The sequence below is a fragment of the Marinomonas communis genome, from assembly GCF_004363305.1.
GTDB classification, from domain to species: Bacteria; Pseudomonadota; Gammaproteobacteria; order Pseudomonadales; family Marinomonadaceae; genus Marinomonas; species Marinomonas communis.
This window is the reverse complement of sequence record NZ_SNZA01000002.1, coordinates 312,482-329,821: the sequence shown is the minus strand read 5'-3', so window position 1 is coordinate 329,821 and position 17,340 is coordinate 312,482. Positions and strand designations below refer to the sequence as shown.

Genomic DNA, 17,340 nt, shown 5'->3' with positions numbered 1-17,340 from the left:
ATTGTACGGACAGAGAGGCTAATGCGCTTCTCTGTCGAGTGCATCCAAGTGGCTGAGGAATAAGGTAAAAATCTCAGATTGGGTAGAAGTATCCAAGCGTGCGTGGATGTTCTTACGGTGTACTTTAACAGTACCGGCACTGATGCCTAGCTCATTGGCAATGGACTTAGATGAGTGACCTTTCAGCAATAATCCCAAAATTTCCTGCTCGCGTGTCGTCAGTACTCCATGGGCAAATGTCTTCAGCGCTTGCTTCAATGGACCTGAGCTCGGTGCACGATCCACAAAACCGCCGGATTGAGCCAACCAGAACTGGCTAATCAAGGCTTCTATCATTGGGAAAACCGTTTTTAAATTATTCAGTTCGGTGCGTCGAATCGAACCGACGGCCTTTTGACGGCCCAGTGATACAGCAAAAGTCGTGGTCTTATCCAAATCCACCAAAATATTGATTTCATCCACCAGGTCAAAATCGCGATAGCAGGTTTGGTAGTACTCGGTTTCTTCGAACGAATCAGGAGCCATATCGACTAGACGGTAAACGCCTGGGGCAATGCCATGCTGAAGCGAGTTAAACAATGGGTCGAGTAAATAGGCTTGATTGAGGTACATGCGCAGGGTGTTGCTCTGCTCAGACAGGTCGCTCGGATGAATCAACAGCGGTTTCAGCGCTTTCTTATAGGTCACCATGATGATGGTGTCGAAGTAGCAGAGCTGGCGCAGGAAATCTTCTAGCACAGTTGGGAAACTGGGAACGCGAACATGGCTGGTTAATTGCCCTAAGTCTTTCATCAACTCGGGTAAGGCCAATTGCCCTCGTAAAGTGGAACTGTGCATCGTTTTGTATCCTCTCCTGTGCGCGTTGTTCTTATCGTGCGCTATCTTGGGGCGCTAGCCATTACTTTAAAACAAATGGTTACGTTAAAAGCAATTACTAGGCCAAAAAACGTCTTAATGAAACATACACTAATTCGACGCTTTTATCGGTTTTAATTGTTCAATCCGCTGGCTGTTTTTTCTCTCATTACCTAAAAAATTTCGTCGACTTTAAGATCCTAGATAGTGTAAAACTGTGCTTAATAACCCGAATAATGCTTCGGCTTATGAGTTGCCAGATAACACCTAGAATGCATAAATCAATCATTTAGCCATTATTTATCAGCAAGATAGGTTTTCTCTCAGATAGTTTGTGGATTGCCTTAGAAGAATATTTATCCAATTTTCTCTTTGTTTGCATATACCCACTCGGGGATAGTTACTCGCATCGTTTGCTCGGGTTAAGGTGATTTTCATAGAGAGAACTTGATCTAGAGCAACGCTTCCAAACTGAAAAAGCGAATGAAGTGTCGGCTATTACAGAGTTCAAGTTCTCCAGCGGTAAGACTAATTTCATGAGAGAACTTTCTATGTCGGATATGTATGAAGGGAATAACGAATTTGATCTGTTTATTACGGATTTAAACGGTAACTTGCGCGGTAAGCGTATCCCAGCCAGTGGGTTAAAGAGTGTCATGACACAGGGGGTGAAGTTGCCTCACTCTGTGATTGGCTTTGACCACTGGGGTGACGACGTACTCGACAACGGCATGGTGTTCGAAACTGGTGACAGCGATGGTATCTGTTTAGCCGTCCATCCTGAGCCGATTCCTGTGCCATGGGCGGAAACCGCTCGTGATCAAATTCTTGCCATGATGTACAACGCCGATGGCACACCATTCTACCCAGATCCACGCCAAGTACTGACGCGCATCGTCAATCGCTTCAAAGAGCTTGGTTACACACCCGTAGTAGCGACAGAGCTTGAATTCTACTTGCTAGACGGCACTTCCGAAGCCCAACGTCGTCCTTCTCCACCGATCATTGTGGAAGGTAATGGTGTGCGTTTGAATAAAACCGACTGTTACTCCATCGAAGAAATGGATGGCTTAGAAAGCTTCTTCGCAGAAGTACGCCAAGCCTGTGAAGCCCAAGGGATTCCTGCAGACACCATCATTTCAGAATTAGGCCCTGGTCAGTTCGAAATCAATATGAAGCACACCAACGATGCGGTGCAGGCGGCGGATCACGCGATCATGTTCAAGCGTCTGATCAAAGGCGTGGCGCGCCAGCATGACTTCGGTGCGACCTTTATGGCGAAACCTTACGCAGACAAGAGCGGCAACGGCTTCCACGTTCACTTCAGCTTGCTTGATGAGCAAGGCAACAACATTTTCGACAACGGCACAGATGAAGGCTCTGGTTTGTTGCAACAAGCGGTCGCTGGCCTACTGAACCACATGTCGGATTCGATGCTGGTCTTCGCGCCACATATGAACTCTTACCGTCGTTTCCAAACGGGGGCCCACGCGCCAACATTTGCAAGCTGGGGCTATGAAAACCGTACCGTCGCGGTACGTATCCCAGAAAGTGAAAACATCGCGCGCCGCATTGAACATCGCGTCGCCGGTGCGGATGCCAACCCATACTTAGTGCTGGCCGCGGTGCTAGGCGCAGCACTGCACGGCATTGAAGCGAAAATGTCTCCGCCACAGCCAATTGAAGGGGATGCTTACGCTATGTCTGAGCGCTTTGAGCCACTGCCAAATCGCTGGGAACTGGCCACAGAAGCTTTCAACGACAGCAGCTTCTTACGTGACTATTTAGGCGAAGAGTTCGTTCGAGTGTTTGGCGCAGCCAAAGAGCAAGAACAGCAAAAGATTCACAGCCGAATTTCAAACGTGGAGTACGAAGCCTACTTATAGATAGGCGTCGTACTCATGGGAATAAAAGATAAGAAAGCCCGCTAAAAAGGGCTTCATTCAACGACTTCAATCACCTCACAACTGGAACAATGGCCGACCTGGGCCAAATAGGAGAGCTCTACATGAAACGTAATGCATTGAGTGTGTTAATTGCTGGTAGTGCGTCAGTGTTTGCTGGCAGCAGCTTTGCAGAAGATGTGATCAACATCTACAACTGGTCTGACTACATGGCGCCGGGTGCCCTAGAGCAATTCACCAAAGAAACCGGTATTAAGGTTAACTACGATGTGTACGACAGCAACGAAGTGCTGGAAGCCAAGCTGATGGCGGGTGGCTCCGGCTACGATGTTGTGATGCCTTCTAACTCATTCTTTGAACGCCAAGTGAAAGCGGGCGTTTACCAAACCATCGATAAGAGCAAACTGAGCAACTACGGCAACCTAGACCAGACCCTTGCTAAGCAAATCGAAAAGCATGATGCGGGCAACCAGCGCAATATTCCTTATGCTTGGGGCACGATTGGTATTGGTTACAACACCAAGCTGATTGAAGAGCGCCTAGGAACAGCCGACATCGATTCTTGGGATGTACTGTTTGACCCTGCCGTAGCGGCTAAGTTGTCAGACTGTGGCATTGCAGTGCTCGACTCACCTGCTGAAATCATGTCTGTGGTCAATAACTACCGCGGCGTGGATCCGAACTCTGAAGACAAAGCGGAGCTGGAAGCGTCTACTAAACTGATGTCTGGTACCCGCGATAACATCAAATACTTCCACTCAAGCAAATACATTTCAGACCTGGCTAACGGTGACGTGTGTGTCGCGATTGGTTACAACGGAGACATTTTGCAATCGCAAAGCCGCGCGGAAGAAGCTGGCCAAGGCGTTGATATCAATTTCGTGATTCCAAAAGAGGGCACCTTGGTATGGTTTGACCTAATGGCCGTGCCTGCGGACGCACCACACCCAGAAGCAGCGCATAAGTTCATCGACTTTATTCTGAAGCCTGAGATTGCCTCTGCGATTTCGAACTACGTTTACTACGCAGTACCGAATACTGCTGCAGAGCCATTGCTTGATCCAGAAGTGGCCAACAATAAAGGTGTTTACCCAACGCAAGCGGTCAAAGAAAAACTGTACGTTCAAGTTGCGCACACTGCGCGTTTTGATCGCTCGTTGACGCGTGCTTGGACCAACATCAAAACCGGTCGCTAAACCCTGCGTTTCTGCCCTGCGGAGCCATTTGGCTCCGCTACCTTCTCTTTTATTGACTGACAGGTGGGTTATGTCTGTATCTTCTGTTGCGCCTCAAATCGTGCCAAAAGCGGCACCAACGTGGCGTCAAAGCACTTCGGAACCGTTTGTTCGCATTGAGCAAATCAATAAGCAGTTTGGCGATTTCACAGCGGTGAACAACGTGTCGCTGGATATCTACAAAAATGAATTGTTCTGTCTACTGGGTGGTTCAGGCTCTGGTAAGAGTACCTTGCTACGTATGCTGGCTGGATTTGAAAAACCAACCTCGGGTCGCATTCTGATTGATGGCGTCGACATGTCGAATACGCCCCCTTGGGAGCGTCCAGTCAACATGATGTTCCAATCTTATGCCTTGTTCCCACATCTGAGCGTGGCTGCTAACGTGGCATTTGGCTTGAAACGAGAAGGCCTGCCCAGTGGTGAAGTTCAAAAGCGTGTCGCAGACATTTTGGATATGGTGCAGCTGGGGCATTTGGCCAAGCGCAAACCGCATATGCTATCCGGTGGTCAACGCCAACGTGTGGCGCTGGCGCGCTCATTAGTGAAGCGTCCTAAGCTGTTGTTACTGGATGAGCCATTAGGCGCATTGGATAAGAAATTGCGTGAAGAAACGCAGTTTGAATTGATGCGTTTACAAGAAGAGTTGGGTATTACTTTTGTCGTGGTCACCCACGACCAAGAGGAAGCCATGACTCTCGCCACGCGCATTGGCGTGATGAACAATGGGGTCATTGTTCAAACAGCGGAGCCTCATGAAGTATACGAGTACCCGAACAATCGCTTTGTCGCGGAATTTATCGGTAACGTGAATTTGTTCGAAGGGACAGTGGTCGGCGATGAGCGCGACAGCGCCTCCATTCATTGTGCCGACACGGAAAACTTGATTCATGTGGACCATGGCATCAGCTGTGCGCCTAACCAGCAAGTGAGCGTGGCCATTCGTCCAGAGAAATTCCGTATTACCCGCGAAGCGCCTGCGTCTTTGGTAAACACCACCCAAGGTATCGTCACGGAAGTGGCCTACATGGGTAGCCAATCGATCTACAAAGTGCGCTTACCTTCCGGCAAAGAAGTGCGTATTACTCAGCCAAACGTTCAGCGTGATGCAGACGATCGTTTTACGTGGGATGATCATGTCTACCTTGCATGGGATGCGGACAGCAGCGTGGTACTGACATCATGATGACCACAACCGCTTCCTCCGATTCGACTCGCTTAAGTGTGATTCAACGCCTGCGCCAGATTCGTCTAGGACGCTGGTGTGTCATTTTGATTCCCATGCTTTGGTTGGCGGCGTTCTTTTTCATCCCATTTTTGGTGGTGTTTAAGATCTCCCTAGCGGAAGCCATGATTGCTGTGCCGCCTTACTCCCCGCTTATTGAATGGGATCCGAGTAATGCTTACGCCACCCTAAAAGTGACCTTTGGCAATTACTTGTTTTTGTTTGAGTCCCGTTTTTACCTAGATGCGTATTTAAGCTCTCTGCGTATTGCTGCGGTATCGACCTTTTTCACCTTGTTGATTGGTTTTCCGATTGCCTATTTGATTGCACGCAGTGGGCCGACTCAGCGTACGATTTTATTAGCACTGGTGATTTTGCCGTTCTGGACTTCGTTTTTACTGCGTGTTTACGCATGGATGGCCTTACTGAAAAAGAATGGTTTGGTGAACGAAACCTTGATGGCGATTGGCCTGATTGATCAGCCGCTGCAAATCTTACAGACAGATTTCGCGGTGTATCTGGGCATCGTCTACACCTACCTACCCTTTATGATTTTGCCCCTTTATACCACCCTAGAAAAAATGGACATGAGCCTTATCGAGGCGGCGCAAGATTTAGGTGCCAAGCCTTGGCGAGCGTTTTGTCTGGTGACGCTGCCATTGGCGAAGCCAGGCATCATTGCCGGTTGTTTGCTGGTCTTTATCCCAGCCGTAGGGGAATTCGTTATCCCTGCATTGCTAGGCGGATCGGACACCTTGATGATTGGCCGCGTGTTATGGGATGAGTTCTTCTTGAACCGAGATTGGCCATTAGCGTCGGCGGTGGCGATCATCATGCTGATTGTACTGGTTGGACCGATTATGTTTATGCGTAACGGCAATAAGGAGGCCATGTAATGAAAGGCAACTCTTGGGCGCTTAAATTAAGCGCGGGCTTTGGCTTCTTATTCCTTTACGCGCCAATCATAGCCCTAATTGTCTACAGCTTTAACGAATCCAAGCTGGTGACTGTGTGGGGTGGCTGGTCGATTAAATGGTATGTCGAGCTGTTCCAAAATGAGCAGATTATGAATGCTGCTTGGGTCAGCTTAAAAATTGCCTTTATCAGTGCCACCCTTGCGGCGGTCTTGGGGACGCTGGCAGGATTTGTTTTAAGCCGTATGGGCAAATTCACCGGCAAAACCATCATGGCAGGCTGGGTAACTGCGCCGCTGGTGATGCCTGAAGTCATCACGGGGTTGTCGTTGTTACTGTTGTTTGTGGCGATGGAAAGCATGTTCGGTTGGCCCGCTGGTCGTGGCACGACGACCATCGTCATTGCTCATACGACGTTCTGTTTAGCCTATGTGGCGGTGGTGGTTCAATCCCGCTTGGCATCCATGGATGACACTTTGGAAGAGGCCGCGATGGACTTGGGTGCGAAGCCTGTGTCGTTGTTCTTCCTCGTCACATTACCACTGATTGCGCCAGCGATATTGTCTGGCTGGTTGCTGTCGTTTACTTTATCCCTAGATGACTTGGTGATTGCGAGCTTTGTGTCAGGGCCAGGGAATTCGACACTGCCGATGGTGATCTTTTCCAAAGTTCGCTTGGGTGTAACCCCAGAGATCAACGCCCTAGCGACCTTGATGATCTTAGCGGTATCTATTGCAGTGATTGCAGCGATCGTCATTATGCGTCGCCAAAATCGCTTTCAGGGACCGTAACGCTGTATGTTTGAGGTAAGTAATAAATGAAAATAGGTGTTCTTGCGGCGGGTATTACGCCAGATGCATTGCTTTCTGAGTATCCGACTTATGCTGAGATGTTCGCTCAGCAAATCTCGGCTTTGGAGCCTTCGCTAACGTTTGAAATTTTCGACGTGCGCCTAGATGAGTTCCCAGAGAGCACGGACAGCTGTGATGGCTGGTTAATCACTGGCTCTAAGTCAGATGCATACGGTGATGATCCTTGGATTCTCAAACTGTGTGAGTTCATCCGTGAAGTGGATACTAAAGGCCAAGTCCTAGTGGGTATTTGCTTTGGGCATCAAGTGATTGCCCGTGCGTTAGGTGGTCGTGTGGCGAAATTCGACGGTGGTTGGGGTGTGGGCGTTCATCACTACCAAGTGGTGGAAGAGATCCCGACGTTGCCAGCGATGGAGCAAGTGGCTTTTTGTGCTTTCCATCAAGATCAGGTGTTGGAAAAGCCAGCCAAAATGACCACGTTTCTAACCAGTGACTTTTGTGAGCACGCTGGATTGATCTACAAGGATCAAATTCTGACGTTCCAGGGGCACCCAGAGTTCTCTAAAGCCTATGAGAATGAACTCATCAATATGTATGACGGGGTGACGTTAACGCAAGAGGTGGCCGATAAGGCGCGTCAAACGGTGGAGCAAGACACGATCCAGAACCAACAACTAATGGCTTGGATTGGACAGTTCTTAAAAGCGAAGGCTTAGCCGCTGATAAGCAATAAAAAAGCCCGATCACAATGACTTGTGATCGGGCCAAAACATAACAAAACTGGAGGGGAATCCGGGTTTTGCTGGATTAGTTCGATGCGCGAACTGCGTCAAACTGACCTTGTAGCTCGTCAATTTTCGCTTCGTAAGCATTTAGCTTTTGAGAAAGCGTTGTTGGCTGTGCGAACTCAACGTTAGGGTTAGATTCAACGCCCATTGTTTCTAGTTGAGCTGAAAGTGCTTTTGCTTGCGCTTTTGCATCGTAGTAATCATCTTGGATGTTATTACTGCTTGCTGCAAAAGAAGCTGACGCAGTTAGAGTTAATGCTGCAATAAGTGCTGATGTTTTAACGTTCATAATATTCACCTTTAAACTTTTAAATTCGATTCAATTCTTTCTGAAAACTTCACTAAATTAGTTAGCTGAATATTGAGTGTTCAGCAGGCCTTTCAATTCAGCGCTTTTCTCGCTGATAACATCAAGCTTTTGAGAAGTCGTCATTGGCTGACCGTATAGATCGCCGACTTGGTAACCTTCTGCTGAAGCTTCGGCAGCCAGTGCGTTGTAGCGAGATTCAGCTGTGCGAAGATCGTCGTTAATGTTGTCTGCGAATGCTGCAGTAGACAGTGCAGAAGTGGCTAGAACAGCAGATGTAAGTGCGATTAGTTTTTTCATGTTGAGCCTCCTTTAAAGGGTCTCTTTTAAATTTAATAAAGCGTTTAAATTGTTTTGCGAAAAGTGTTTCGCGTTTCGATGGAGTTAATATTAGCCATGAAAAAAAATAAAAAAAGAGCGCAAAATTCTGTTCCAAAGTTCTTCCCTCAAAATGAAAAAACAGCCTAAATCGCCATTAAAAGAACCAATCAAGGACAACTCTGATGGTTTATTCTTAATCAATAAAAATTGGCAAATATTAATGACGCTATGCATCGTGTTCAGGCCAATTTAGTACAGCAAACGAGCGACTATGCAGAAAAACTACGTTGCAGCATGCACATTGAAAGCACACTTCAGGAAAACTTTTGTTTTTAGCCACTGACATATGCTTAATTGAAATCGATTAAATCGATCTCCTATGATCGAATTCATCGATAGATTGCGCTATTTATGGGGAATGAACCGATTCAGGGGGAGTGGATATGAGTAAGAAAGTCGTGCTGATTACAGGAGCAAGCCGTGGCATTGGTGCCGCCACCGCAAAGTTATTTGCACAGCATGGTTATGATGTATGTTTAAACTACAAATCAAACCAGCAGGCCGCTGAATCGTTGCAGAGCGAGATCCGAAGCCTAGGAGTAAAGTGTTTATGTGTGGCGGCTGATGTGGCCGATGAAGCACAAGTGGTTAGTTTGTTCGAAGCTGTGGATCACTCTCTTGGGCCCATTTCGGTACTGGTGAACAATGCGGCGATATTGAAGCCACAGGCACGATTAAAGGATATGTCGGCAGAACGAGTGAATCAGATGCTCTGTACGAATGTGACCAGTGCTTTTATCTGTGCTCGTGAGGCCGTAAAAAGAATGTCTACGCAAATGGGAGGCCAAGGTGGAGTGATTGTGAATGTTTCTTCGGTGGCTGCCAGAACGGGCTCGCCGAATGAATACATTGACTATGCTGCTTCAAAAGGAGCCTTGGATACCCTAACAAAAGGTCTAGCGATGGAAGTTGCAGCGGAAGGGATTCGTGTGAACAGCGTGCGTCCGGGATTGATTTATACCGATATGCATCGCGACGGCGGTGAACCAAATCGTGTGGACCGTTTGGCCTGTAAGCTGCCGATGCAACGAGGTGGACAAGCGTCTGAGGTTGCAGAGGCGATTTATTGGTTGGCGTCGGATAAATCTTCCTTTGCTACCGGCAATTTTATCGATCTGGCTGGTGGACTTTGAGTCAACAAAGCCACTTACTTCAACATCAGAGGTGCTATGATGGAGTTTCTGCAGCCTTAATGAGATGTGTATAAATGGTGTTGTTTTTTCCTAATCAACAAGCGTTGGACTGTATTAGTGACAGCGGCCAAGTACTTGGACAAATCGTTTTTCAGGGCGGTCAGGACGAATACAGCTTTGCTGCCGCCCAATCGGTGCTGTTAACGGAAGCCGAACAATCGAGTATTGCCGCTAAGTTAGCTCAGCTCATGACAGGGCAGTCCAGCATTCCAATGCAGGATGATGACTAACGCGACGTGCCAGTATCATTCGAGTTCAATAGCGGTTTCAAACTTATCCCGCTTCATCGAAATCAGCGTGCGAAACTTCCTCACGTTAGGATTGCTGTACAGCAGACGATCACATAGCTTTTCATAAGCTTCCATATCACGCACCATGACGATTAGAACGAAATCGACTTCGCCGGTGACTTGATAGCACTGCTTGATTTCAGGTGTGGCTTGGATGCTTTTCACAAATTCCTGAAACAGCTGCTTATGATCCCTTTCCATAAACACTTCCACTACCATGTGCAGCATGGGACCGAGCTTATGTGGCGCGACCAGTGCGACTTGGCGACTGATATATCCCTCTTCAGTGAGACGTTTCACCCGCTTTAAACACGCCGGCGGTGACAGCCCTACTTGCGCCGCTAACTGTACATTTGTCAGGCGGCTGTCTTGTTGTAGTTGCATCAAGATATTACGGTCGATTCGATCTAAAGCGTTCATGGTTAATAATATTTTGTTAATTGCCTAACAAACAAATTAAATGAAATGTTTTATAAGTAAAGCGTGACATTATTTTTCTTGGCGTCTTTACAATGACTGTCTATGTTAAATGATCTTTGTGGAACGTTATGAAATCGGTATTAAGCGTTGTTCTGACTTTGTTAAAAGAAGCGGCCAAGGTGTATTGGGTACTGTTAAAAGTCATGGTGCCCGCCTTAGTCATCGTCAAGGGGCTGGAAATGATCGGTGGTGTGGCGCTGCTCGGTGACATTCTGTCGCCTATGATGCAATGGGTCGGATTGCCAAATGAGTTGGGGTTGGTCTGGGCGACCTTGATGCTCACGAACATTTATACCGGTTTGATTGTTTACTTTAACTTGGAGCTGACGCAAACCTTGAGCGTTGCGCAAGTCACTGTATTGGGCGTGCTGGCATTGTTATCGCACTCTCTACCCGTAGAAGGGGCTGTGGCGAAGAATATGGGCGTCAGCTGGCGCGTTACCCTAGCACTTCGTTTTGGTGGTGCGGTGATCTTAGGCGGTGCCCTACATTTCCTGTACAGCTCAATGAACTGGTTGCAGCAACCGGCCAGCTCTTTGTGGCGTCCCGACGCACCTGTGGATGACAGCTTAGTGTCATGGGCATTAGGCCAGATCGAAACTCTTGCTTGGATTTATGTGATTATCTTTGCCTTGATGGTGTTGCTAAGAGTCCTTAGAGCGATTGGTATTGAGCGCATGATGCATACCTTGCTTTACCCTGTGCTGCGCTGGTTGGGTATCGGCAAAGACGCTGCAAACGTGGCGGTGATCGGCGTGGTGCTTGGTCTGACGTTTGGAGCGGGGCTACTGATTAAAGAAGCGCAATCTGGCCGTCTGAGTCAGCGAGATATTTTCTTAACGATTGGCTTTTTGGGGCTGTTTCACAGTGTCATCGAGGACACTATGCTGATTCTCCTGATGGGGGCGGATCTTTCAGGAATTCTTTGGGCGAGACTGGTGTTTGCGTTAGTCGTCATTGGAGCCTTGGCTCGTTGGTCATATGTGACGCGAAAATTAAACGATCGCCAAGAAACACCGCAGACGTAATAAAAACATGTTGCTTGAATATACAAAGGACCGTTAAACGGCCCTTTGTATAGATCTACTGTCTAATGAGTTGCTAAATAATTAGACGCTGTACCCTAGGATAATGAAAAGGACAAAGCTCAGAGTCGCGCCCAATGCGGTGTAAGGTAGCTGGGTCATCGCGTGTGCCATGGGCGAGCACCCTGCTCCTTGTGCGGCCAGCACGGTAGAGTCACTGAAGAAACAAGCATGACTACCAAACGATGACGCAGACAGTAGTGCACCAATTACTAATGCCATATTGGCATCCACACCTAAGGCAATCGGCACAACAATGGGAATAGCGATAATAAATGATCCCCAGCTCGATGCCGTACCGAACACAATGGCCGCCATGACGACAAATACCAAAGCCGGCATCAGTTCAGCGGTCATGATAGGAGCGACCACACTGACGATATAGCTGGTCATACCCAGTTCGTCGTTGACACTTTTCAACATAAAACCGGCAATCACTGTGGACAGTGGGTAGAGCATCACCTTGAAGCCTTCAAAGACGCCTTTGAACTGCTCTTCTAGCGATAACAGCCCTTGTAAGTAATACATTGCCACGGTAATCGCTAGGGTCACCAAAACGCCTTTTAACAGGTCGATATCGTAGTAAACCGTTGCCGCAATCAAGATCAACATCGGTACGATAAAGTTCAACATGCCCACTAGGCTGCTGGTCTTGCGATGGCTGGTTGCGGCCGCTTCCATGGTATCGCCAGTATAGTCTAAAGGCTTAGGCTGTCCGCTTGCGGCGCGAGCTTCCGCCTTTTTCATTGCCCCTAGGTTGCCGACCACACCTAATGCCACCAAAAACACTAGGATCAACGCGACCCAGCCATAGACCATAAATGGGATTGCAGAAATATACGTTGCGAGACCTTGGCCGTCGGCTGCCAATTCGTTCTCCTCGAGCAAGCCTGCAAAGAACACTGCCCATGTGGAAACGGGTACTAAGATACACATCGGTGCGGCCGTTGAGTCGATGATATACGCCAATTTCTCACGGGAAACTTTGTAATGATCGGTCACTTGTTTAACCGAAGAGGACACCGCCAAACAGTTTAGATAGTCATCGATAAATACGACTAAGCCAATAAAAAAGGTTGTTAACAATGATTGGCGGCGGGACTTAATACGGCCTTTTAACCAATCGCTGAAACTGTTTAGACAGCCGCTTTTCTCCAGTAATACGATCAAGCCGCCCATCAAACCACAGACCAACACGATCCAAATAATGGTTTCATTGCCCATCACCGCAGACAGTGTGTCGGCAAGAGACGTGACCACCGAAGTGTGATCAAGCATGATCAGGCCGGCGACCACACCGGTTAATAAGGATTCAAAAGGGGCACGAGAAATGAGAGCAATGGAGAGGACAAACAACGTGGGCAGTAGCGATTTGAAGCCCCAGTCTTCACCAGGTTGATGTGCGTAAGACAATGACCAGAAGAAAGCAATGGCGCCAAGAGTCACCATGACCGACAGCAAAAGGGAGCGTTTAGGGCGAATAGTATTCAACGCTCTTATAACTTGTTCCATAGAGTGTTCCCGATTTTAAAGCATAATTCTTATAAGCATTTAAAATACTCTGAAACAAATACGGAAACATATATCCCCAAGGGGTTAGCCCATAGGAGGTATAAAAAAAGCCAGCTAAGCAGCTGGCTTTTGTTAAAGGAAGTGATGATTAGACTTTGAAACGGTCCAAAATCGATTTCTGTGACTCGGTATGTGAACGCTGTTGTTCCATGGCGTTACTGGAGTCTTGAGCAAGATCTACCACAGAGGTGGACAGTGTTTTAATTTTCACTGCATTTTGGTTGATCTCTTCCGCTACATGACTTTGCTCTTGTGCCGCAGAGGCGATTTGAGTGTTCATATCTCGAATTTGCTCAATGGATTGGCGAATGCGTACGAGCGCGGTGTCCGCCAGTTTGGCATTTTCTACGGCTTTTACAGCAGTATTTCGGCTCTCGGTCATCGCATGGGAAACCGCTGCTGAGCCATTTTGCAATTGCTCAATCATGCCACGAATCTCAGTGGTCGATTCCTGAGTGCGCTGAGCTAGTGTACGGACTTCATCAGCAACCACGGCAAAGCCACGACCGGACTCCCCTGCTCGGGCTGCCTCAATGGCGGCGTTCAAAGCAAGCAAGTTGGTTTGATCTGCGATCTCGTTAATGACGGCCAAAATGGTTTCGATATTACTGGTTGCATGCTCCAAGCCTTTGACCTGTTCAACCGCTTGATCGATTCGATCCGACAATGCGTCGATTGATTTCGCGGTGTCACTGACCACTGCAGAACCTTCAAGGGTGGTACGATCCACTTCGTTGGCAGATTCAGAGGCACGTTGTGCGTTTTCAGCCACTTCGTTGGACGCCAACGACATTTGGTGGATGGCCGTGGCCAGCATTTCGAGTTCTTTCAATTGATCTTGCATGGCTTGCGAAGATTGGCGCGAACTAGTAACGGTCTGCTTACCACTGGCTGCCACTTCGTCACCTAATTGTTTTAGGTGCGTAATGCGCTCCTGCAAGCTTGCCGCAAACTGGTTAAAACCTTGAGCTAGCTCTGCAAACTCTGGTGTATTGCTCGGTGCAATGCGTTTCGTCAGATCACCTTCACCAGTGGCAACATCTTTGATGGCCGCATTCAACTCCCCTAGAGGGCGCAACAGTGTACGGATAAGTAACGTCATCACTACGACACTGATCAAGATGCCTAATAGGCCAAAGACAATTGCATTGCTGCGTAATGTTGCCAGGGCAGAAAAGGCTTTGTCTTCATCAACCACAGCAACGACGAACCAATCTTGGCTGGCTTCACGGGTCACACTAATCAGGCTGTCGACACCGTCAACTTTAGCCTGTTGTAGACCTTCTTTTAACGTGACGGAAGGTAAGACTTCAGCAAACGGTTTACCGTTACTTTCTGTTTCAGGGTGGGCGATCACTTGGCCTTTATCGGTGACAAGGAACAGGTAGCCTGCATCAAAGATATTGACGGAGTTCACCAAATCGGACAAACCACCCAGCTCTAAATCGTAGAACATTGCACCGACAAAACGGTTGCCATTCATTACGGGATTACCGATAGAAATGATCGTTTGTTTGGTGGATACATCCACATAAGGTGCGGTCACGATTTGTGTGCGTTCACGCTTAGCATCTACGTACCAAGGACGTTTGCGTGGATCGTAGCTCGCATCTGGTTCCCAGCCGTCGTCATTTTCAACCACGACCGCATCGGACTCGTAACCTAGGCCGATGGCTAGAAAGCTGTTTTTGATCGCAGGCTTCTCCAGTAGCTGCTTAACATAGCCTCTGTCATCGGGATTGAGCTCTATGCTCTCGGTCATACTTTGCGCCATAGCTTTCTTGTTGGATAGCTCTGCACTGATTGTATTCCCTACCCCGACAACCATTTCCTTCAGGCTGACTTTGACTAGACCTTCGACTTCTGAGCGGACAGTAAATAACTGTTGGACACTCAGTAAACCGACGGTCAAGGCTAACAATAGCGATGACATCGCAACGATTTTTTGGCTAAAACGCATGTGTACCCCACCAATTTAAGGCGTTGATTTTTATGAGGAAAGTATTTTCTCATGTCATACGACACTTTTCAGTATAGAAGACATTTTCATTTTGCTATGAGAAAACCTTCAGCGCGCAAGCAGCCAATACCGTTGGATGTATTGTCTCCGCAAGCGCTTTAGAAAGAGGAAATCCCCCCTATTCGGGTGATTTTAAATGATGTGCTAGCAGGCTTTGTAACATTATTTTCAAGTCCTGTAGTGTTCGTGTTGCGCGTTGTTCATTTTGGTTAACGATCACCAGATAACTACTGTGAGTGACTTCTAAATAATGACGTGCGATGCGCTCGCGTTCGCGAATATGCTTGTTGATCCCCAGCCGTTTAAACACTTTAGCCATTTGTGAGATCACCATATCATCATGACGTTCATCCAGCTCTCTTAGTTCAGGCACTGAGAACATGGCTTGTACTAGGCGAAGCACCGCCTTTTGCTGACGATAAGTACGTAAGTTGATGTCGACAACTTGGTCAATAAAGTCCTCTAGGGACAGACTTTCAACAGGCCACTCTTCGATGTCGTTTAAGACTTCTTCAATGCTGTCTAGCCAGCTTTTGCCCATGGCGTACAAAATGGCGTGTTTATTGGGAAAGTAGTGATAAAGCGAGCCGACTGAAATCCCGACTTCCTTGGCGATGATGGCAGTATTTAGATCGTTCAAGCCAACGGTTTCTAGCAAGTTGCTGGTGACTTCTAAGATCTGCTGAGTGCGCTTAATAGAGCGTGACTGCACTGGCTCACTGCGCGGTGAAACGGATTGCATGGTTTTCATCGTCGTCGGTTTTTTGGTCATGATATGTGAGGGTGTCCTTCTATCAAATAAGGCATCAATATAAGTCGCGATAACGGTTGCTAAGATCGCTACGGTAACCGATCTAACATGGAATAGTACAGCATTCCTGCCACCAGACCGGGCCAACGCAGTAAGGTGCCACCAGGGAAGTCGCGCATGGGCAGCTTTTCAAACGCATCGACCGTTTCTAACGAGCCTTGCACCGCTTTCGCAAACACCGCACCCGCAAAAGTAGCTAAGGCCACGCCGTGCCCAGAATAGCCATGGGCGACAAAAATATTCTCATCTTGGCGCGCGATATGCGGCATCCGATTCAAAGTAATTGCTAGAGTTCCGCCCCACGCGTAATCAATACGATAACGGTCAAGCTCAGGATACGTCTCGATCATGTGTTTCTTCACAAACCCTGCGATGTCTTTTGGAAAGCGCGGACTGTAATTCTCGCCGCCACCCCACAGCATGCGACCATCGGCTGACAGGCGATAGTAATTCACCACAAACTTCGAGTCAGCGATGGCAATGTTGTCAGGGTTAATGCGCCCGATCACCTCTTGTGGCAATGGCTCAGTCGCAATAATAAAGTTGTTAATCGGCATAATCTTACGAGCCGCAGGGCGATTTAGATGACCTAAGTAACCATTGCAGGCAAACAGAATATAGCGGCAGGTCACTTGGCCTTTTGCGGTTCTAACTACGGGTTTTTCACCCGCTTGATAGTCAATCACAGCCGAGTTTTCATAAAGCTTCGCGCCATGTCCCTCTGCCGCTTTGGCTAAGCCCAAGGCAAAATTCAGGGGATGCAAATGGGCACCTTCTGCGTACCATTCGCCGCCGTGGTAACGATCCGTCCCCAGCTTCTGTGTGACTTCGTCTGCGTTCAGAAAGGACACACCTTGATAGCCCAACACGTCACGTTTGTATGCGACTGCGTCACGGATTTCTTGTGCATGCTTTGGCTTATTCGCCACATGCAGCACCCCGTCGCTCAAGTCACAATCGATTTGGTACTGTTTCACTAAGTCTTTGACTAAGGTGACCGAGTCGACTGACGTTTGCCACAACAGATCCGCCGCTTCTTTGCCAACTTGCTTCACCATCTCTTCATGGCCCATATTATGGCCTTGGCAAATTTGTCCACCGTTGCGTCCTGATGCCCCCCAACCGATTTTATGAGCTTCCAGAAGCGTGACTTGATACCCTGCCTCAGCCAAATGCAGCGCGGCAGAAGTCCCAGTAAAGCCTCCACCAATGATACAAATATCACTTTCGTGATCGCCCACTAACTGTGGACGATCGACCAAGGCTTTGGCTGTGGCGGCGTAGTAAGACGCTTCATGTGTGCTCAATGGGGCACTCCTATTTCAAGTGTTAACCGAACGATCAGTCGGTTTTTGTTGAAAATGAATCTTTTGAAAACCTATTTCTAACAAAGTGTTGATTTAATAATCAAACTGAAATATGTTTTTAAACCGAAACATTATTCGGTTTAGCGCAAAGAATAACCGAA

17 protein-coding genes are annotated in these 17,340 nt (G+C 47.9%); 9 read left to right on the top strand and 8 right to left on the bottom strand.

What is annotated here, in order from left to right; genetic code table 11:
• Positions 1 to 18: 18 nt before the first annotated feature.
• Positions 19 to 837, bottom strand: a complete 819-nt coding sequence (locus C8D85_RS08015; RefSeq protein WP_133561434.1) for a helix-turn-helix domain-containing protein — start codon at positions 835 to 837, stop codon at positions 19 to 21.
• A gap of 554 nt (positions 838 to 1,391) precedes the next feature.
• Here C8D85_RS08015 and C8D85_RS08010 point away from each other — a divergent pair.
• The 6 genes from C8D85_RS08010 (at position 1,392) to C8D85_RS07985 (ending at position 7,661) form a co-directional block, all read left to right on the top strand.
• A complete protein-coding gene (locus C8D85_RS08010; RefSeq protein WP_244936963.1) occupies positions 1,392 to 2,741 on the top strand; it encodes a glutamine synthetase family protein in 1,350 nt (449 codons plus the stop codon).
• Between the two features lie 122 nt (positions 2,742 to 2,863).
• Positions 2,864 to 3,955 (top strand): polyamine ABC transporter substrate-binding protein, encoded by a 1,092-nt coding sequence (locus C8D85_RS08005; RefSeq protein WP_133561432.1) that lies wholly within the window; start codon positions 2,864 to 2,866, stop codon positions 3,953 to 3,955.
• A 70-nt stretch (positions 3,956 to 4,025) separates the two neighbouring features.
• Entirely contained in the window at positions 4,026 to 5,180 is a 1,155-nt protein-coding gene (locus C8D85_RS08000; RefSeq protein ID WP_133561430.1) for an ABC transporter ATP-binding protein, read from the top strand.
• Positions 5,177 to 6,115, top strand: coding sequence for an ABC transporter permease subunit (locus C8D85_RS07995; protein ID WP_228190218.1), 939 nt, complete (start codon positions 5,177 to 5,179; stop codon positions 6,113 to 6,115). The genes C8D85_RS08000 and C8D85_RS07995 overlap by 4 nt, the downstream gene beginning before the upstream one ends.
• Complete coding sequence (locus C8D85_RS07990) at positions 6,115 to 6,924, top strand: ABC transporter permease subunit (RefSeq protein WP_133561428.1); 810 nt, start codon at positions 6,115 to 6,117, stop codon at positions 6,922 to 6,924. Before C8D85_RS07995 ends, C8D85_RS07990 begins: the two co-directional genes overlap by 1 nt.
• A gap of 26 nt (positions 6,925 to 6,950) precedes the next feature.
• Positions 6,951 to 7,661, top strand: coding sequence for a glutamine amidotransferase-related protein (locus C8D85_RS07985; RefSeq protein ID WP_133561426.1), 711 nt, complete (start codon positions 6,951 to 6,953; stop codon positions 7,659 to 7,661).
• 91 nt (positions 7,662 to 7,752) lie between these two features.
• Here C8D85_RS07985 and C8D85_RS07980 read toward each other — a convergent pair whose 3' ends face one another.
• Both C8D85_RS07980 and C8D85_RS07975 read right to left on the bottom strand, forming a co-directional pair.
• Positions 7,753 to 8,022 (bottom strand): hypothetical protein, encoded by a 270-nt coding sequence (locus tag C8D85_RS07980; protein WP_133561424.1) that lies wholly within the window; start codon positions 8,020 to 8,022, stop codon positions 7,753 to 7,755.
• Between the two features lie 57 nt (positions 8,023 to 8,079).
• Entirely contained in the window at positions 8,080 to 8,340 is a 261-nt protein-coding gene (locus tag C8D85_RS07975; protein WP_133561422.1) for a hypothetical protein, read from the bottom strand.
• 464 nt (positions 8,341 to 8,804) lie between these two features.
• Between C8D85_RS07975 and C8D85_RS07970 the strand changes: the two genes are divergently transcribed.
• The gene (locus C8D85_RS07970; protein WP_133561420.1) at positions 8,805 to 9,554 is read left to right on the top strand and encodes an SDR family oxidoreductase; all 750 of its coding nucleotides are present in this window, start codon (positions 8,805 to 8,807) and stop codon (positions 9,552 to 9,554) included.
• Between the two features lie 74 nt (positions 9,555 to 9,628).
• Positions 9,629 to 9,844, top strand: a complete 216-nt coding sequence (locus C8D85_RS07965; RefSeq protein WP_133561418.1) for a hypothetical protein — start codon at positions 9,629 to 9,631, stop codon at positions 9,842 to 9,844.
• Between the two features lie 15 nt (positions 9,845 to 9,859).
• Here C8D85_RS07965 and C8D85_RS07960 read toward each other — a convergent pair whose 3' ends face one another.
• Positions 9,860 to 10,324: an Lrp/AsnC family transcriptional regulator gene (locus C8D85_RS07960; RefSeq protein WP_133561416.1), complete on the bottom strand. Its 465-nt coding sequence runs from the start codon at positions 10,322 to 10,324 to the stop codon at positions 9,860 to 9,862.
• Between the two features lie 128 nt (positions 10,325 to 10,452).
• Here C8D85_RS07960 and C8D85_RS07955 point away from each other — a divergent pair, with 128 nt between their 5' ends.
• On the top strand, positions 10,453 to 11,412 hold the full coding sequence (locus C8D85_RS07955; protein ID WP_133561414.1) for a hypothetical protein: 960 nt from the start codon (positions 10,453 to 10,455) through the stop codon (positions 11,410 to 11,412).
• An 81-nt stretch (positions 11,413 to 11,493) separates the two neighbouring features.
• On the opposite strand, the gene C8D85_RS07950 is transcribed toward C8D85_RS07955, so the two are convergent.
• From C8D85_RS07950 to C8D85_RS07935, 4 genes are all read right to left on the bottom strand, one after another.
• Positions 11,494 to 12,981, bottom strand: coding sequence for a Na+/H+ antiporter NhaC family protein (locus C8D85_RS07950; RefSeq protein WP_133561412.1), 1,488 nt, complete (start codon positions 12,979 to 12,981; stop codon positions 11,494 to 11,496).
• Positions 12,982 to 13,129: 148 nt separating this feature from the next.
• Positions 13,130 to 15,001: a methyl-accepting chemotaxis protein gene (locus tag C8D85_RS07945; protein WP_133561410.1), complete on the bottom strand. Its 1,872-nt coding sequence runs from the start codon at positions 14,999 to 15,001 to the stop codon at positions 13,130 to 13,132.
• A gap of 178 nt (positions 15,002 to 15,179) precedes the next feature.
• Positions 15,180 to 15,833 (bottom strand): TetR/AcrR family transcriptional regulator, encoded by a 654-nt coding sequence (locus C8D85_RS07940; RefSeq protein ID WP_133561408.1) that lies wholly within the window; start codon positions 15,831 to 15,833, stop codon positions 15,180 to 15,182.
• 68 nt (positions 15,834 to 15,901) lie between these two features.
• Positions 15,902 to 17,179, bottom strand: a complete 1,278-nt coding sequence (locus C8D85_RS07935) for an NAD(P)/FAD-dependent oxidoreductase (RefSeq protein ID WP_133561406.1) — start codon at positions 17,177 to 17,179, stop codon at positions 15,902 to 15,904.
• Between the last annotated feature and the right edge of the window lie 161 nt (positions 17,180 to 17,340).

Excerpts from the sequence above, each read along its gene's own strand:
- C8D85_RS08015 (WP_133561434.1), bottom strand. The coding sequence starts at position 837 with ATGCACAGTTCCACTTTACGAGGGCAATTGGCCTTACCCGAGTTGATG.
- C8D85_RS08010 (WP_244936963.1), top strand. The coding sequence starts at position 1,392 with ATGAGAGAACTTTCTATGTCGGATATGTATGAAGGGAATAACGAATTT.
- C8D85_RS08005 (WP_133561432.1), top strand. The coding sequence starts at position 2,864 with ATGAAACGTAATGCATTGAGTGTGTTAATTGCTGGTAGTGCGTCAGTG.
- C8D85_RS08000 (WP_133561430.1), top strand. The coding sequence starts at position 4,026 with ATGTCTGTATCTTCTGTTGCGCCTCAAATCGTGCCAAAAGCGGCACCA.
- C8D85_RS07995 (WP_228190218.1), top strand. The coding sequence starts at position 5,177 with ATGATGACCACAACCGCTTCCTCCGATTCGACTCGCTTAAGTGTGATT.
- C8D85_RS07990 (WP_133561428.1), top strand. The coding sequence starts at position 6,115 with ATGAAAGGCAACTCTTGGGCGCTTAAATTAAGCGCGGGCTTTGGCTTC.
- C8D85_RS07985 (WP_133561426.1), top strand. The coding sequence starts at position 6,951 with ATGAAAATAGGTGTTCTTGCGGCGGGTATTACGCCAGATGCATTGCTT.
- C8D85_RS07980 (WP_133561424.1), bottom strand. The coding sequence starts at position 8,022 with ATGAACGTTAAAACATCAGCACTTATTGCAGCATTAACTCTAACTGCG.
- C8D85_RS07975 (WP_133561422.1), bottom strand. The coding sequence starts at position 8,340 with ATGAAAAAACTAATCGCACTTACATCTGCTGTTCTAGCCACTTCTGCA.
- C8D85_RS07970 (WP_133561420.1), top strand. The coding sequence starts at position 8,805 with ATGAGTAAGAAAGTCGTGCTGATTACAGGAGCAAGCCGTGGCATTGGT.
- C8D85_RS07965 (WP_133561418.1), top strand. The coding sequence starts at position 9,629 with ATGGTGTTGTTTTTTCCTAATCAACAAGCGTTGGACTGTATTAGTGAC.
- C8D85_RS07960 (WP_133561416.1), bottom strand. The coding sequence starts at position 10,324 with ATGAACGCTTTAGATCGAATCGACCGTAATATCTTGATGCAACTACAA.
- C8D85_RS07955 (WP_133561414.1), top strand. The coding sequence starts at position 10,453 with ATGAAATCGGTATTAAGCGTTGTTCTGACTTTGTTAAAAGAAGCGGCC.
- C8D85_RS07950 (WP_133561412.1), bottom strand. The coding sequence starts at position 12,981 with ATGGAACAAGTTATAAGAGCGTTGAATACTATTCGCCCTAAACGCTCC.
- C8D85_RS07945 (WP_133561410.1), bottom strand. The coding sequence starts at position 15,001 with ATGCGTTTTAGCCAAAAAATCGTTGCGATGTCATCGCTATTGTTAGCC.
- C8D85_RS07940 (WP_133561408.1), bottom strand. The coding sequence starts at position 15,833 with ATGACCAAAAAACCGACGACGATGAAAACCATGCAATCCGTTTCACCG.